Below are 15,510 nucleotides of genomic sequence, written 5' to 3'. Positions count from 1 at the left end.
CGCGATGGACCGCTGGTGCGGCGACGAAGGCGAGGAGCACGGCGCGTACGACATCGACGACATGGCCGACTTCGTCCCCGTCATCACCTACGACCCGGCCAAGATGACCGGAAGGCCGCCGCGACCACCCGCGCGATCGCCGAGCTCGTCCTGGCCAGCGCCGGCGTGCCCCTGCTGCCCTCGGCCGCAGCGTGAACGCCGAAGCTCCTGGGCCCGACGGCCGGCCGGCCGGACCCAGCCGCGCCCCGCTCACCGGGGAGCAGCTCCTCGTGAAGGACCGGCACGGAGACACCGTCGGCATCACCGCCGGCGTGCTCGACCTCGAGGCGTCCTACGTCTTCAACGCCGGCCAGTGCCTCGCCCTGGCGGTCGCGCTCAGCGAGCGCACCGGCTGGCCGATGTACCTGCGCGTGGGCCACGGCATCATCGGGCGTCGCCGCAACCCGTGCGATTACGCCATCCACGCGATGGTGCAGAAGCCCGACGGGAAGCTCCTCGACGTCGACGGCATCCGCGACGAAGGGGACTGGGCCCGTTCCGGCTGGGAGATCGACCCCGTCATCATCCCCGCCGCTGACGCCCGGACCGCACTGAAGAAGTACACCGCGGGCATGGTCACCCAGGACGTCGCCGTCGCCGAGCAGTTCGTCGACGCCGTCCTCGAGCTCGCCGACACCCCGCGCCGTCGCCCCGTGGTCAACTCCTCGACCCCCTTCTGAGGACCAGCCTCAACTCACCTCCGCCTGCACCCCCGTCGTCCACCGGACGGCGGGGGTGCTGTCTGTGACGAACCCGACCTCGACCGGACTCGGTCACGGCGTTGGACGAACCTTCGCGCGGCCCGGCACGCGCGCATGGGTAAAGACATGCACACCTTCGTACGCCGGCTCCGCGCTGCCCTGGCCTCGACCCGCGACCACGGGTTCGTCCTCCTCGACGTCCTGATCGGCATCGCTGTCCTCGCTCTCCTGCTGCTGACCGCGATCCAGTCGATCGGCCCGATGCGTCAGCGCTCGTACCAGTCGAGCTCGCAGTCCGACGCCCGCCAGGTCGCCACCGCCATCACCGGAGCGCTCACCGACAAGCCGAGCCTCGCCGCCGTCGGCCTGCCGACCGGAGACTCGGCCCTCACCGAATCCCACCTCAGCACCCTCGGCGTGAACCTCAGCAACGGCGTCAGGGTCGCCCGCTACGCGCCGCTCGGCGGCGACGACTTCGCCCTGTGCACCGTCCACGAGACCGGCAGCACGCCCGACGCGTACACGCTCTACGACTCCCGCGCCGGCCGCATCACCGGCACCGCCCGCGGCAACGGCGACTGCCAGCCGACCGAGTCCGGCGACGGCGTTCCGTCCACGCCGCCGTTCGCGGCCGCGGCACCCGGCGGGCCCTCCACGCCCGTCGAGGACAGCTCTATCGCGACCCCGAACCGTCTGACGCTCACAGACCTTGGCGGAGGGCAGGTTCGGGCGACGTGGTTCCCCGGTCTCCCGCTGACCGACGGTTACCGGATCTACCTCGACGGGGCCTTCGTCCAGAGCATCGCGTACACGGAACCGCGAAACGTGACGCTGTCGGGCATCTCGCCCGGCTCCCACACGGTTCAGGTTCGGCAGTTCGCCGACACCCGGGTGGGTCCCCGTCACGGGAACCGTCACCGTGTCCTGACCCTTCCCATCGCCTCGCGCCGCACACCGTCCGGGTGTGCGGCGCGAGGCGATCCACGGTGCCCGTCGGCAGCTCGTCCAGTTCGTGACGGCCGCCACGCCCAAGAGGGACGAATTCCGGCCAGGGGTCCGGCCAGGGGTCCGGCCAGGGCTCCGGTCAGGGAGCTGCGTCGGCCTTCGTCACAACGCAGGACACCCCGCCACCTCGAGAGGTGGCGGGGTGTCCTGTTGTCCTGGAGAGACGGACGGAGTGTCGCTGACCCTGATTCAGCGCACCGCGATGGTGAAGGTCTGCTTGACCCACTGGCCGTCAACGGCCCGTACCGTCGCGGAGAAGCGGACCTTACCGGCCTTCTTCGGCTTGCCGGTCACCAGCGCCTTCGAGCCCTTCGGGGTGACCTTCAGGCCGTTCGTCACCTTGGTGATCGTCCACGACTTCACGCGCGGGCCGGTGACCTTGATGGTGGCGGAGTACTTCTTGCCCTTCTTCGCCCCGGGGAGGAACTTGCCGGTGGCGAACTCCAGCTCGACGGTCGTGTCAGAGCCGCCGCCACCGCCACCGTCGTCGTCACCACCGGGGTCGATCGGCGGCGGGGGCGGGGAGTGACCGGCGGCGGGGGCGGCGGGGGAGCCACGCCGATAGCGACGGGGACCGTCACCGACTGCACGGAGCCCTTCGCGTCGGTGACGGTGACGGACACGACTCCGACGTACGCCGCGATCGGGATTCCGGACACGTTGCCGGTGTTGGCGTCCATGCCGAGCCCGACGGGGAGCCCGGATGCGGAGAACTTGTACGGCGCGACCCCACCGGAGGCTGCGACCGTCGGGGTCCCGGCGATCTCCTTGCCGGCCGTTCCGGCCAGCGTCGAGATGAGCGGGTTGAGGACGAGCGGGTCGACCGGGGGAACCGGTGCTGCGTCGACGACGACGTTGACGTTCACCTGAGCGGTGGCGCCGTTCGCGTCGGTGACGGTGACCTTCGCGGTGCCGGTGAACGCGGCGGCGGGGGTGCCGGACACCTGGCCGCTGCTCGAGGAGATGGTCCACCCGGACGGCAGGCCGGTCGCGGAATAGGTGTACGGGGCGCGGCCGCCGGTGACGGCGACGACGGACGTGGCCGGCAGGAGCGTGCCGGCGGTGCCGCTCAGCGTGCCGGTCGCCTGGATGGCCAGGGGAGCCGGGGCGTTGACGACCGTGCTGATGCTCACCTGTCCGGTGCGTCCCCGAGCGTCGGTGGCGGTGATGGTCGCGCTCTGCGTCTGCGCGGCCGCGGCGGTGCCGGACACCTGACCGGTGCTCGAGTTGATCGTCCACCCGGACGGCAGGCCGGTCGCGGAATAGGTGTACGGGGCGCGACCGCCGGTGACGGACACGACGGTGGTGGGCGCGAGGACCTGGCCGGCGGTTCCGGTGAGCGTCGAGGTGGTGGCCTGCACCGTCACCGGGGGCAGGTCGTTGACGACCGCGCGCACCACGGCGCTGGCGGTGCGGCCGTAGGCGTCGGTCGCAGTGACGGTGACGTTCGTGTCGGCGGGGTCGGTGGGAGTGCCAGAGATGCGTCCGGTCGCCGGGTCCATCGTCCAGCCGGCCGGCAGCCCGGTGGCCGCGTAGGTGTACGGCATCACGCCGCCGGTGGCGTTGACGGTGGGGGTGGAGGCCAGGGGTGAGTCGACGGTGCCGCTGATGGTCGTGGTGGTGGCCTGCACCGACAGCGGGTCGACGGTCACGTCGAGGTTGACGGTGTAGCGACCCATCGAGCCGTAGTCGCTGTACTGACCGGCGACGGCGGGGTTGCCGTTGCCGACGCCGTCCACGATGGCGGTGTAGCGCCCGGGGTTGCGCGGCAGGTTCGCCGTCCAGGTCGCGTCGAGCGAGCCGGCGAGGCTGACCGGGTTGACGAGAGCGACCTGGGCGCCGGAGGCGTTGAGAACGCGGATCTGCAGGTCGGTGTTGGACAGGCCGGCCGGTCCGGCGGCGGCGAAGGTGACTCGCCCTCTCCGGTGAAGCTGAACGCGTCGATGTCGGTGCGGTCGCCGATGAGACCGTCGATGGTCTCGCCGGCAGCGACGGGGGTGGCGTTCTGAGCGTTGTCGCCGTGGTCGTCGAACAGCTTCGGCGCCTGGCTGGCGATGATGGCGACGTCGTCCTCGTAGTTGTCCGCTCCCGGGTACTCGCCGTTGGACCAGTGCGAGACGCGGCGGCTGTACGAGGCGCCCATGATCGGGGCGTAGGCGCCAGAGCCGCTGTAGTAGTCGTTGCGGTCGGTGCCATCGTGACTGAGCCCGAAGGTGTGCCCGGCCTCGTGGGTGGCAGCCTGCGCGAGCTCGTAGCCGCTGGTGGTGGTGCCGGCAGTGAAGACCCACGCGGGGTTGTAGCTCTGGGCGCCGACCTCGGAGAAGATGTCGAGGTAGGCGATGCCGCCGCAGCCGCAGCTGGCGTAGATGGGGCCGCTGTTGGTGACCTTCACGGTTACGCCGTACGTCGAGTCGTCGAGGGAGTAGCGCGTGAGCGCGTCCGTCGACGGCGGCAGCGTGGTCACGTTGACGTCGAAGGGTGCGTAGTCCTCCGAGACGGTGGCCCATGCGGTGTAGATCTCCGCGCGCTCGGCCGCGGTGAAGTTCAGGTCGGCGGGTGCGGTGATGGAGTACGGGGTGACGTCGATGGGGGTGCCGTACGCGCCCGTCCACTGCGGGGTGTTCCAGGCGGTGCCGGAGACGGTGCCTCCGGTGAAGTCGAGGTAGATCGTGTGGTCGGAGTCGGGCCGCGAGGACAGGTCGAGGACGTTGGCCGGAACGGACGCAGCGTCCACCCGGGGCGCGGCCTGCGCGGTGTCGTGCGTGTCAGCTCCGGCAGCATCATCGGCGTGCGGGTGGGCGGCGTCGACGAAGAACAGGTCACCGCAGTAGTCGACCCACAGCGAGTTGTCGGCGGCTGCGTGGTTCAGCTCGCGGCGGGTCAGGTCGTTGACGTCCTGGATCGCGTCCTTCGCCGCGGCTGGCGCCGGCGACTTCGCGAGGGCCTGGGCCAGCGGCGCGGGCTTGCGGACGACGTCGTCCTCGCAGGTGGGGTCGGCCGAGGAACCCGGGAAGCGGCGGTTGCGGGCGTCTGGGCGGGGAGGACCCCGAGCGCCACGGCGGCGGCGACGCTGAGCGCCAACGGCCTCCATGACGACGGTGTGAACAAGGTCCGTGTGGTGGGGCGGCGCACGAGGAAGGGTCCTCCGAGAGTTGAGCCAGGCGGCAGGGTGGGTTCACGGTCCGGGGTTGGTAGCCGTGGGCCAGGTGCCGCTGCTGCTTCCCCCTGTGTTGACGCTGTGGCTGGTGTGACTTTCCGTGGCGTCGACGGCACAGGGTGTCACAAGGTGGCGACATCCGTGGCAGTTCGAGCGGACCGTCGCGGCAAGGCCGTCGAGACCTAGGCCACACCAGCATTCCTCGCCCTGGACTGGGTGCCAGTTCGGCTGCGCGCCTGTCCTTCCTCCGCTGGGTCTAGGCGAGGCTCAGGCGGTGACGCCGGCCTGGAGCAGAGCGTCGATGGCGGCTGCTTCGCCCATCCGGAAGAGGGTGCCGGTGTTGGTGAAGTCGAGCATCGTGCCGCAGTAGTAGCTGCGGTCGAGCAGGCAGGGGATGAACTCGACGTCGCCGCTGAACACCGCGGGCGAGCGGTTGTGGATGGAGATGGCCAGCGAGCCGATGAGGACGTCCAAGGGCGTGCGCAGCGACCGGGCCGCCGGAGGCTTGGTGACGTCGAGGGCGAACACCCGGTCGCCCGGCCCGGCGATGGCGGCCGCGGCCGACAGGGGCAGGTTCTCCGAGATGCCGGCGTCCACGTGCGGGGCCGGCCCGTCGCCGTCGTCGAGCATCACCGGAGGGAACACTGCGGGGATGGCGGCCGAGGCGGTGAGCAGGTCAGCGAGCGGTCCGGTGACGTGGTGGCGTGCCAGGCCGGTGTTGAGGTTGGTGGTGGCGACGATGGCGGTGACGGGCAGGTCCTCGAGCCGCGCAACCGGGATCCAGTCGGTGATGAGGTGCCGCAGCCGGTCGGCTGAGAACAGGTAGGGCCGCATCCGCAGGACGTTGCCGGGGATGGAGGCGCGGGAGCCGGTGAGGTCCTTGGCGCGCATCGACATCCACCGGTCGGCGATCTCCTCGACCCGCTCAGGGGTGGGGTCGTAGGCCAGGGAGCAGGCGTTGATCGCGCCCACGGATGCGCCGATGACGATGTCGGGCTGGATGCCGGCTCCGAGAAGGGCGCGCATCATCCCGATCTGCGCAGCACCGCGGGATCCGCCTCCGGAGAAGACGAAGATGTTTCTGCTCATGGGCGCCGCCGGTCTGGTTCGGGGAGGTGCGCGATCTGCGTCCTCGTCGGGGACCTTCGGCGTGCCGGGCGGCAGCCGCAAGGCTCCCCGTTGGGAGGGCACCGTCGCCACCGTCCCGGGCTCCGCAATCAGGCACGCCCACTAGATGGTGGGCGTGCCTTGCGGCGCGCGGCTGGTGGGGCCAGCGGGCGGGTACGTCCCGGCGGCTCAGGCGTCGGCCGGGTGGGGTCAGCTGCGGCAGCGGAACTTGCTGCGGTCCGCCTTCCAGTAGTTGAGCTTGGGCTTGAGCGAGAAGCGCGTGTCCGCGTGTCCGGGCTGGGTGAGGGTGAACCTCAGCTTGGGCTCGGGGCCCAATCGCTTCGGTGCGGGCGCGAGGTAGACGCTGTGGGTGCCCTTGAGGCGGGTGACCTTCTTGGCGGCGACCACCTTGCCGCCGCAGCCGATGGCCTGGATGCGCACCGTCACCTCCGGGCGCGCCTTGCGGATCTCGAACCGCCAGCCGCCGTAGTAGGCGTCGTTGTAGCGGATGTAGTAGGTGAGGACGCCGGTCTTGATGCGGGGCTTGCCGTTGTCCGGATTGCTGGGCCCGTCGTCGTCAGGGTCGGTCGGCGGGGTGTACGGGATAACGACGGTGAAGTCGAGCTGGGCGGAGCCTGACACCGTGACCGGGGTGGCGCTGGCGGGGTCGCTGGTGAGCCGCCACGTGCCGTCGCCGGCCGCCTTGAGGTAGCCGCCGTACCAGCCACCGTCGTAGCCGGTGTTGAACCGCATCGCCGGCAGGTAGGTGCCGTCGGGAACGTTCATCGTGTACGCCGAACCGTCGCCGGGGTTGACGGTGGCCGGAAGTCCTGCGACGGCGGACTCGTCCCACCAGAAGCCCGTCACGGACTGGATATCCTTCACGCACGCGCGGGTGCACAGGGCGAGGGTGAACCCGGCCCTCCGGGGGCGTCGGCGTCTTCGCGGTTCAGCTGCCACTGGACGGTCCCGGTCACGGTGGCCGCCGCGGCGGCGGCGGACGGCGGGGCGAGCGGGCCAAGGACCGCGACCGCAGCAGCCAGCAGCAGGGAGACGAGCGACGCCGTCACCGAGACAGACGACGGGGACATGCGGGACATCTGACGCACGGAAGACCTACCTGGTGAGAGGAGAAGGGGTCGCTGCACTGTGCCAGCGCCACCACCTCGCCGCAGTGGATCGGATTAGCGGCGCCTTTGCTGCGCGTCGGAGGGCAGGCACAGTGGTCACCGGCGGGCGCCCGTAAGCGCCCAGCCACCACCACCCCACCCGTCCCATCTGGAACGGGCCGTGGATGCCCAGACCAAGCAACCGAGAGGCATCCTCAGATGAACACCCAGAACATCTCGTTCGAGCAGTACCTGCCCAGCTACTCCGTCCAGGCCGCCGGCCCCCGCGCCCGCATCCTGGTCACCCAGCAGGGCACCACGACCACGCTGGTCACCGTCGACCACGCCACCGCGGACAAGGTCGCCGCCCAGCTGGGCAACCTCGCAGACGCACGCACCCAGGTGCTGCACCTGCACGCACGCCGCAACCCCGGCGAGGTCAGCTACTACCGGCGCAACCTCATGTCCGCGCTCCTCGCTGGAGCACGCGAGGTCTCAGCCGGCGCCGGCGTCGAGCCGCTGCTCGCCGCGGCTGCCAGCTGCACCGACGCCGAGCGTCGAGCCATCGCCGACGAGGTCGGCCGCCTCTTCGACGGAACCGAGGACGTCATCGTCCCCTGCTACGTCGAGGACGGCACCGGCGAGGCCTCCGTCCTCGAGATCGCGAACGGCTGGCTCTACGAGGAGCTGCGTACCGGCACGCCGGACGCGCTGGCGAACATCCTCACCGAGCTCCTCGACGGGGAGTCCGGCTGGCTCTACGAGGGCCTGCTGGCCCACCTGCGCGGCATGGACAACGCCAACGGTGAGCTCATCGACGACATCGCCGACCGCGCGTGGGTCGACGTCTCCATCGACGAGCGGTCCCTGGCAGCCTGGGTGCGTCGCAACCTCCCCGCCACCGGGCAGGAAGGAGACGCTCTCGCGAAGGTCACGTACCTGCACGAGCTCATCGACGAGCTCGAGGACAACGACGACCTCGCCGAGTTCACCGCGGGCGAGCACCTGCTCGCGCGCTTCGCCTGACCCCAGCGCCGTTCGACCGACACAACGACGAAGCCCGCCCCACAGCATGTGGGGCGGGCTTCTCTGCGCCGATCGGAGGAGCTGCGGCGGCTGCGCGGGTCAGCGTGCGCGCTGGGCACCAGGCTCGAGCCGACGGTGTGGACGTAGACGCGGTTCGTGCCGCCGACCACGCCGGGGATGCCTGAGACGACCAGCACGATGTCACCGTCCACGGCCAGGCCGTGCGAGCGGACGAGCTCGTCGGCGTGGGCGGTCATGGCGGTCGGGTCCAGCATCGGCGGGACTAGGTCACCGGTGACGCCGTGGTACATCGCGCAGCGACGCAAGGTCTTCTCGCTGCCGCTCAGTGCCAGGACCGGGACACCCGGCCGGGATGCGGAGACGGTGCGCGCCGACGCGCCGGTCTCGGTCAGGCACACGACTGCGGTCGCGCCGGTCGCGGCGACCATGTCGCGCACGGCACGGGTGACCGCTTCGGAGATCGTGCCCGTCGCGGCCGGCGGAAGCGGCCGGTGCAGCTCGGGTGCCTCGGTTGCCTGGGCGCACAGCGACTGCATGTACGCGACCGCCTCCACCGGGTACGAGCCGGCTGCGGTCTCCGCGGACAGCATGACCGCGTCGGTGCCGTCGAAGACCGCATTCGCGACGTCGGAGGCCTCCGCGCGGGTGGGCCGCGGGCTGGAGATCATCGACTCGAGCATCTCGGTCGCGGTGATGACCGGCACGCCGCGAGCGTTGGCGCGGGCGATGACGCGCTTTTGAGCGACCGGGACCCGCTCGGGACCGATCTCCACGCCCAGGTCTCCGCGGGCGACCATGACGACGTCGACGACGTCGAGGATCTCCTCGAGGTTGTCGAGCGACTCGGCGCGCTCGAGCTTGGCGACGATGTGGGCGTCGGAGCCCAGCCGGGTGAGCGCGGCGCGGAGGCTGCGGATGTCGTCCGCGGTGGACACGAACGACAGCGCCACGTAGTCGACGTCTGCGACGGCGAGCTGCTCGAGGTGCTCGAGGTCCTGCACGGTCGGGGTCGCTGCGGACACGGCTGCGCCGGGCATGTTGACGCCCTGGCGGGACTTCAGGATGCCGCCGGTGATGACCTGGACCGTCACGTCGTCGCCCTGGACTGAGACGACGGTCGTGTCGATGAGGCCGTCGTGGAGCAGGACCCGGTCGCCGGGCTTGAGGTCGGCGGCGAAGGCCGGGTAGACGACCGGGATGGCGCCGTCGTCGCAGGTGCGGACGCCGGCGCGCAGGAGGACCAGGGTGCCGTTGTCGAGCTGGACGGGCGCGGGGAGGTCGCCGACGCGAAGCTTGGGTCCCTGGAGGTCGGCGAGGACGGCGACGTGGCGGCCGACGGTGACGGCGGCCTGGCGGACTGCGCGGATGGCGTCGAGGTGCTGGGCGACCGAGCCGTGGCTGCAGTTGACGCGGACGACGTCGACGCCGGTGCGCAGCAGCTTCTCCAGGACCGGCGGGTCGATGGACGCCGGGCCGATGGTGGCGACGACCTTGGTCGAGGGGCGCCCGGCTGCGGGTCCGGCGATCTCGGGCAGCAGCCCAGCCTCGGTAGTCACGGGCGTCCGACGCTGACGAGTGCAGCGCCACGGCTCGGATCCGGAGGTGGGTGCCGCGGGCTCGGGGACTGCCAGGGAGGAGGGGATGCTGCTCATCGAGGAGCTGCAGCCGAGCGGGCGGTAGGCCAGAGGGCTGGCCGCGTCGGGCTGGGTGGGGACTGCGGGGTCGCAGGTGAAGACATGGGAGGTGAAAGCTCCTTGGGTCGGGGTCGTGACCGACGGTGCGGAGCGGGCGCGTAGCCGCTACCCAGCCCACGTGTGACGTGCGTGATCCGCGCCTGTTCGCGGTGCTGGCACGCAGGTGCACCCCCGCCCGGAGAGGGCGGGGTGCACGGATGACGCGACGGGCTCGAGGGTGAGCGCGGGATGTCAGGCAGCTGGTGTCAGGCAGCTGGTGTCAGGCAGCTGGTGGCGGTCAGCTGGTGGCGGCCGCCGGAACGGCGGCGGGGTGGTCCAGGAGTGGGCGTCGACGAACGCCTCCCATGCCTCGCCCTCAGCGAGCGAGCGGACGAACTGGGCGCCCTTGAGCGCGACGGTGATGCTGCGGCGGTGACCGTTGATGCGGGCGGTGCGTCGCTTGTGGTCGACGTCGAGGACGACGCCGAACCAGTGCTCGACACCGGAGCCGGTGCGCATGGTGACCTGGACGTGGTCGCCGGCGGCGAGGGGCTGCGTGTGCTGCATGAGGGGTGCTCCCTTCAGGTGTGGTTGTTCAGCGCCACCGTGTGAGGCACGACACGTCCCGCAACTTCCGTGCCTGCGAAGGTCCCTGCTCGCCGTGACGGCGCAACGCCATCGCTGCGCACCTCGAGCTGCTGCAACCGGCTGAGCTCGGGGAGCGAGCTCGAGCCCCCACGGTCGGTCGCATCCACCCCAAGCAACGAGAGGAGCTCCACCGTGCTCACCCGACTTCGTACCTACGCCTCCACCCGCGCGCTCCGCGCCGGCATCCGGCTCTCCCACGACGCCCGCATCTTCGGCGTCCGACTCGGCCGGGCCGCTTCGCGCTCCCCAACGTCGGGCTGCTCGCGGTCGCCACGATCGTGTTCAGCCAGTTCGTCGCCGGAGAGCTGCAGCTCATCATGGACACCCACGAGAAGAACCTCATCGGCATCGGCGTCACCGGACTGATCCTGCTCGTCGGCGCCTACCGCTGGGCCGGAGCCCTGCCCGGCGTCGACAACCGCGACCGCTCGTACGGAACCACCGGCAACGGGAAGCTGTCCGACCGCCGCGGTGCCGTCATCATCCTCGGCCTCGACTCCGCCCACGGCGGGTCCCCGGCCGCGCGGCTCCTCGCCGAGCTGCCCAACCTCCGGTTCCTCGCGCTCATCGGCACCCCCGAGACCAGGGAGATGAACGTCGCCAACCTGCTGCTCGACAAGATCGCCCCAGCCGCCGGCGTCAGCCTCGACAACATCGTCATCCGCACCTGGCACGACGGCAACGCCGAGTCGGTCGCGGACGCCCACATGGCCACCACCGGGCGCTGCACTGGATGGGCAGCCGGGGCTCGACGCCAGCGAGATGGTCGTCGATGTGTCCGCCGGCCGCCGAGCAGCAGCGTTCGGTGCCAACAACGCCGCAGACGCCCTGTTCGTCGAGACGCAGTACCTCGCCGCCGACTGGGACAAGAACACCAACAAGCCGATCCCCGGCACGGCCGGCTTCAAGGTCATCACGACCTTCCACGAGTGACCCACCCGGATCACTAGCCAGCTCCAGCCAGCTCCAGCCAGCTCCACCTCATCACCCCGTGAACCGACCCGGTTCACGGGGTGACCTGTCTGTGCGCCCGCCGGGACGTCGCTGCCGCGGGGTGCGCATGGGAGGAGGCATGACCCCTCCCGAGCTCACCCATGCCCTCGTGCGCTCGGACGCGAGCCGGGAGGGCCGGGCCAGGCGAAGCGACGGCGGGTTCGTCATCCTCGACGTGCTCCTCGGCATCCTCGTCCTAGCGATTCTGCTGCTCACCGTCATCATGTCGGTCGGGCCCTACCGGCAACGTTCGTACCAGGCCAGCGCTATCTCCGACGCCCGACAGCTCGGCGGACGCATCGAAGCGACCCTGTCTGACAACGCGACCCTCGTGGGCGCGGACTGCCCGCCGGTGAAGACGCACTGAGCGACGCGCAGCTGTCGAGCCTCGGGGTCAACCTCACTCGCGGCGTCGCGGTCGCCCGCTACACGCCCCTGAGCTCGACGAAGTTCCAGGTGTGCCTGGTCCACTACTCCGGCAGCACCGTCGACGCGTTCGCGCTCTACGACTCCACCGTCGGCCGCGTCACCACCTCCGGACGCGGCGCCGGCCCGGCAGCCTGTGTCCCCGCCGGAGCACCTCCAGTAACCCCCACCCCGACCGACTCCCGTCCCCGACGTCCGGTCCGGAAGTGCCTGTCCCGACCACTCCGGGCCCGACGACACCCCGGCGTCCTCCATCGGCACGCCGACCAACGTCAAGGCCGACGCCGTGCCCGGCGAGACCAAGGCCACCGTCACCTGGGACGCCGTGCCCGGCGCCGCCGGCTACGCCATCTACCTCGACGGCAGCTCCTCACCTGAATGGACCGGCACCGGCCTCACCGCCGACCTCACCAGCCTGGCCGTCGGACCGCACTCAGTGACCGTCACCGCCCGCGCCGGGGAGACGAGTCCGCGAAGTCACCCACCTCGACCTTCACCATCTACGGCGACAACGACATGATCGCCAACGCCCACCCCGTGTCCATCTCCGGAGCTGGAGCAACCTGGACCACCCGCGACTACACCAACGCGAACGCGACCCTCGAGCCCGGCGAGACCGAGGACCTCGGTGCGCAGCGCGGCAAGTGGTGGACCTTCGTCGCCACCAGCTCCGGCACGACCCGCCTCACCGTCATCGCAGCCAGCGACGGCACCGGACCCTTCCTAACGGTGGCATCCACGCGTGGAAGTCCACCGCGACCACCATCGCCGGCGTCCAGGCGTCCCCGAAGGTCCTCGCCGGCTACCGCTCCAACGTCGCCACGTTCAGCGCCGTTGCAGGGGAGACCTACAAGATCCGCATCGGCAACACCTACGGCGAGATCTCCAAGTACCGACTCAAGGTCGAGACCAGCCCCGCCAACGACGACCTCGCCGGCGCCATCACGATCCCCGCGATCGCCGCCAGCGACACCTGGACCTCCCCGACCAGAACAACGACCTGGCCGGCCTGCAGGCCGGAGAGACCGACAACCTCGGCGCCCCCCGCAGCATGTGGTGGACCTACACCGCCACCACCGGCGGCACCACCCAGGTCAGCATCATCTCCGCCAACGACGGCAGCGGCCCCTACCCCAACGGCGGCATCTGGGTGTGGGAGACGTCCGCCAGCACCATCGCCGCCGTCGAGGCGTCGCCCGTGAAGGCCAACGCCTACCGCGCCAACGCCACCACGTTCAACGCCACCAAGGGCCAGACGTACAAGGTCCGCATCGGCACGACGTACAACGAGGTCGCCAACTTCCGAGTCCGAGTCGAGACCGGCCCCGGCAACGACAACGTCTCCGACGCGGTGAGCATCAACGCGCTGTCGAGCGGCCAGTCCTACACCTCGCCCGACTGGACCAACGCCTTGGCAGGCAAGGAGGCCGGCGAGAACGACGACCTGTCCTCGCGCGGACTCTGGTGGGCCTACACCGCTACCACCACCGGCAGCGTCCGCGTGTCGGTCATTGCTGACAGCACCGGAGCCACCCTCCCGCGACCGAGCACCTACGCGTGGGACTCCACGGCCACGACCGCCAGTCAGGTCCAGACCGGGACCCGGTACGGCGACTGGGGAACGAGCGTCATCACGTTCCCGGTCACCGCGGGCAAGACGTACAAGATCCGCGTCGGCAACGTGTACGGAGACCTCGGGAAGTTCCGGCTCAAGCTCGACGCCCTGTGAGGGTGAACGACCCAAGCAGCACGTCGCAGACCGGCCTGGAGTGCGCATGGGGACGGACGTGACGACCCCTCCGGCGCCGCACGCCCTCACGCCCCCGACGGGCGCCGGCGCTCGCGGTCGCCGTGACGACGGGATCGTCATGCTCGACGTCCTGGTCGGACTCGTCGTCCTCGCCATCCTCCTGCTCACCGTCATCACCTCCGTCGGCCCGCACCGCCAGCGCTCGTACCAGGCCAACGCCATCTCCGACGCCCGCCAGCTCGGCGGCCGCATCGAAGCCGTCCTGTCCGACAGCTCAACCCTCACCGCAGCCGGCATGCCAGCCAGCGAGGACGCCCTCACCGACTCGCTCCTCGCCACCTTGGGGGTCAACCTCACCCGCGGCATCGCCGTCGCCCGCTACACGCCCCTGAGCGGCACCCAGTTCCAGGTCTGCCTGGTCCACTACTCCGGCTCGACCGTCGACGCATACGCCCTGTACGACTCCACCCGCGGCCGCGTCACCTCCTCCGGCCGCGGCGCCGGACCGGCAGCATGCGCACCCGCGCCCGGCGCCCCCGACCCCGACACCCACCGGCAGCCCGTCCCCGACCAGCGGCCCCGAAGTCCCCACCCCCACCGTCCCCAGCCCCAGCACCCCACCCGCATCGTCACTCGCCACACCGACCGGCCTGCAGGTCAGCTCCGTCCCCGGCGAGGACAAGGCTGCCGTCAGCTGGGACGCTGTCTCCGGTGCCGCCGGCTACGCCCTCTACCTCGACGGCGCCACCACGCCGGCCTGGACCGGAACGACCCTGGCCGCCGACCTCACCGGCCTCGCGATCGGTCCGCACTCGGTGACCGTCACCGCACGTGCGGGCGGTGACGAGTCGCCGAAGTCCCCCGCCGTCGACGTTCACCATCTACGGCGACAACGACTTCATCGCCAACGCCCACCCGATCCCGGACCGACCCGACGCCGAGTACCGCACCCGCGACTACTCCACCGCCGGCACCAGCGCCGCCGAGGCAGGGGAGGAGGCTGCGAACAACTACTACTCGCGCTGGTGGACCATCACTGCCCCCCCGCGACACCCACTACTACCTCGAGGTCGTCGGCCCGGCCGACGGCTCCGGACTCGGCACCTGGTACTACCCCGAGCTGTACGTCTGGAAGACCACCACCACCTCCACCGCTGGCGGCCTGGGCGCCACCGTTGTCGACAGCGGCGCCATCACCCCGAACCGGGTGTGGTTCGACGCCCAGCAGGGGGAGACGTTCAAGGTCCGCGTCTCCACCGGCGGGTCGAACCACGACAACCGTCGCTACCGCCTCATGGTCGCAACCGGTCCGCTCAACGACTACAACGCCGGCGCCGAGACCATCCCGGCCAACATCGCCCCTGACTCGACCTGGCGCAGCCCCGACACCCGCCCCCAGTACGCGGCCACCGGACCGGCGAGCCGAGCGGCTCGAACACCCTGTGGTGGAACTTCACCCCGAGCCAGTCCGGCACCTACTACGCCAACATCGGCGGGCCGAGCTCGGGCGGCAACCCCTACGAGCACCACACTTACTGGGTGTGTCCCTATTGGCTGAGCGAGTTGCACAGGCACCGTGCGGCGCATGCCGTACCCCAGTGACCTGACCGATGAGCAGTGGGACCTGCTGGAGCCTGTCTTCAACGCGCCGGGCAAGCGGGGTCGCAGGCACGCCGATGACCTGCGGAGCGTGGTGGACGCGATGCTGTACATCGGGCAGACCGGCTGCCAGTGGCGCTACCTCCGGAGTCGTTCGGACCCTGGACCCGGGTCTGGTCGCAGTTCCGCCGCTGGTCACGCAACGGCACCTGGGCCCGGGCCCTGACGGTGCTGCACGCAGCCGCGCGCCGACAGG

General features: G+C 70.8%; 20 protein-coding genes. 7 read left to right on the top strand and 13 right to left on the bottom strand.

The window, feature by feature from the left end:
- Positions 1–191 precede the first annotated feature (191 nt).
- Positions 192–719, top strand: coding sequence for a hypothetical protein (locus tag ACNAOU_RS22415; protein ID WP_422758776.1), 528 nt, complete (start codon positions 192–194; stop codon positions 717–719).
- Between the two features lie 93 nt (positions 720–812).
- Here ACNAOU_RS22415 and ACNAOU_RS22410 read toward each other — a convergent pair whose 3' ends face one another.
- The 11 genes from ACNAOU_RS22410 to ACNAOU_RS22360 all read right to left on the bottom strand — a co-directional run bounded on the left by ACNAOU_RS22410 (position 813) and on the right by ACNAOU_RS22360 (position 11,160).
- Complete coding sequence (locus ACNAOU_RS22410; protein WP_422758775.1) at positions 813–1,235, bottom strand: hypothetical protein; 423 nt, start codon at positions 1,233–1,235, stop codon at positions 813–815.
- 699 nt (positions 1,236–1,934) lie between these two features.
- On the bottom strand, positions 1,935–2,108 hold the full coding sequence (locus tag ACNAOU_RS22405; protein WP_422758774.1) for a hypothetical protein: 174 nt from the start codon (positions 2,106–2,108) through the stop codon (positions 1,935–1,937).
- Complete coding sequence (locus ACNAOU_RS22400) at positions 2,105–3,484, bottom strand: putative Ig domain-containing protein (RefSeq protein WP_422758773.1); 1,380 nt, start codon at positions 3,482–3,484, stop codon at positions 2,105–2,107. Before ACNAOU_RS22400 ends, ACNAOU_RS22405 begins: the two co-directional genes overlap by 4 nt.
- Positions 3,394–4,836, bottom strand: a complete 1,443-nt coding sequence (locus ACNAOU_RS22395; RefSeq protein ID WP_422758772.1) for a zinc-dependent metalloprotease family protein — start codon at positions 4,834–4,836, stop codon at positions 3,394–3,396. The genes ACNAOU_RS22400 and ACNAOU_RS22395 overlap by 91 nt, the downstream gene beginning before the upstream one ends.
- Before the next feature lie 333 nt (positions 4,837–5,169).
- Complete coding sequence (locus tag ACNAOU_RS22390) at positions 5,170–5,991, bottom strand: patatin-like phospholipase family protein (RefSeq protein ID WP_422758771.1); 822 nt, start codon at positions 5,989–5,991, stop codon at positions 5,170–5,172.
- 228 nt (positions 5,992–6,219) lie between these two features.
- The gene (locus ACNAOU_RS22385) at positions 6,220–6,876 is read right to left on the bottom strand and encodes a hypothetical protein (protein WP_422758770.1); all 657 of its coding nucleotides are present in this window, start codon (positions 6,874–6,876) and stop codon (positions 6,220–6,222) included.
- Between the two features lie 14 nt (positions 6,877–6,890).
- Positions 6,891–7,100 carry a hypothetical protein gene (locus tag ACNAOU_RS22380; RefSeq protein WP_422758769.1) on the bottom strand — a complete coding sequence of 70 codons (210 nt, stop codon included), beginning with the start codon at positions 7,098–7,100 and terminating at the stop codon, positions 6,891–6,893.
- A gap of 776 nt (positions 7,101–7,876) precedes the next feature.
- Positions 7,877–9,721: a pyruvate kinase gene (gene pyk, locus ACNAOU_RS22375; protein ID WP_422758768.1), complete on the bottom strand. Its 1,845-nt coding sequence runs from the start codon at positions 9,719–9,721 to the stop codon at positions 7,877–7,879.
- 369 nt (positions 9,722–10,090) lie between these two features.
- Positions 10,091–10,405, bottom strand: a complete 315-nt coding sequence (locus ACNAOU_RS22370) for a hypothetical protein (RefSeq protein ID WP_422758767.1) — start codon at positions 10,403–10,405, stop codon at positions 10,091–10,093.
- Positions 10,406–10,419: 14 nt separating this feature from the next.
- A complete protein-coding gene (locus ACNAOU_RS22365; protein ID WP_422758766.1) occupies positions 10,420–10,626 on the bottom strand; it encodes a hypothetical protein in 207 nt (68 codons plus the stop codon).
- A 12-nt stretch (positions 10,627–10,638) separates the two neighbouring features.
- Positions 10,639–11,160 carry a hypothetical protein gene (locus tag ACNAOU_RS22360; RefSeq protein WP_422758765.1) on the bottom strand — a complete coding sequence of 174 codons (522 nt, stop codon included), beginning with the start codon at positions 11,158–11,160 and terminating at the stop codon, positions 10,639–10,641.
- An 88-nt stretch (positions 11,161–11,248) separates the two neighbouring features.
- Here ACNAOU_RS22360 and ACNAOU_RS22355 point away from each other — a divergent pair, with 88 nt between their 5' ends.
- From ACNAOU_RS22355 to ACNAOU_RS22345, 3 genes are all read left to right on the top strand, one after another.
- Positions 11,249–11,419: a hypothetical protein gene (locus ACNAOU_RS22355; protein WP_422758764.1), complete on the top strand. Its 171-nt coding sequence runs from the start codon at positions 11,249–11,251 to the stop codon at positions 11,417–11,419.
- A 139-nt stretch (positions 11,420–11,558) separates the two neighbouring features.
- On the top strand, positions 11,559–11,846 hold the full coding sequence (locus ACNAOU_RS22350) for a type II secretion system protein (protein ID WP_422758763.1): 288 nt from the start codon (positions 11,559–11,561) through the stop codon (positions 11,844–11,846).
- 345 nt (positions 11,847–12,191) lie between these two features.
- Complete coding sequence (locus ACNAOU_RS22345; protein ID WP_422758762.1) at positions 12,192–12,425, top strand: hypothetical protein; 234 nt, start codon at positions 12,192–12,194, stop codon at positions 12,423–12,425.
- Between the two features lie 58 nt (positions 12,426–12,483).
- Here the strand turns inward: ACNAOU_RS22345 and ACNAOU_RS22340 are convergent, their stop codons facing one another.
- Positions 12,484–12,645 carry a hypothetical protein gene (locus ACNAOU_RS22340; protein ID WP_422758761.1) on the bottom strand — a complete coding sequence of 54 codons (162 nt, stop codon included), beginning with the start codon at positions 12,643–12,645 and terminating at the stop codon, positions 12,484–12,486.
- 311 nt (positions 12,646–12,956) lie between these two features.
- Between ACNAOU_RS22340 and ACNAOU_RS22335 the strand changes: the two genes are divergently transcribed.
- Both ACNAOU_RS22335 and ACNAOU_RS22330 read left to right on the top strand, forming a co-directional pair.
- On the top strand, positions 12,957–13,634 hold the full coding sequence (locus tag ACNAOU_RS22335) for a hypothetical protein (protein WP_422758760.1): 678 nt from the start codon (positions 12,957–12,959) through the stop codon (positions 13,632–13,634).
- A 58-nt stretch (positions 13,635–13,692) separates the two neighbouring features.
- The gene (locus ACNAOU_RS22330) at positions 13,693–14,499 is read left to right on the top strand and encodes a hypothetical protein (RefSeq protein WP_422758759.1); all 807 of its coding nucleotides are present in this window, start codon (positions 13,693–13,695) and stop codon (positions 14,497–14,499) included.
- Positions 14,500–14,688: 189 nt separating this feature from the next.
- On the opposite strand, the gene ACNAOU_RS22325 is transcribed toward ACNAOU_RS22330, so the two are convergent.
- The gene (locus ACNAOU_RS22325) at positions 14,689–14,928 is read right to left on the bottom strand and encodes a hypothetical protein (RefSeq protein WP_422758758.1); all 240 of its coding nucleotides are present in this window, start codon (positions 14,926–14,928) and stop codon (positions 14,689–14,691) included.
- Between the two features lie 312 nt (positions 14,929–15,240).
- On the opposite strand from ACNAOU_RS22325, the gene ACNAOU_RS22320 reads away from it, so the two are divergent.
- Positions 15,241–15,480, top strand: coding sequence for a transposase (locus ACNAOU_RS22320; RefSeq protein ID WP_422758757.1), 240 nt, complete (start codon positions 15,241–15,243; stop codon positions 15,478–15,480).
- The last annotated feature ends 30 nt before the right edge of the window (positions 15,481–15,510 follow it).

The sequence above is a fragment of the Paenarthrobacter sp. C1 genome, from assembly GCF_049315185.1.
GTDB lineage: Bacteria > Actinomycetota > Actinomycetes > Actinomycetales > Micrococcaceae > Arthrobacter > Arthrobacter nicotinovorans.
This window is presented reverse-complemented; position numbering and strand designations above follow the sequence as displayed.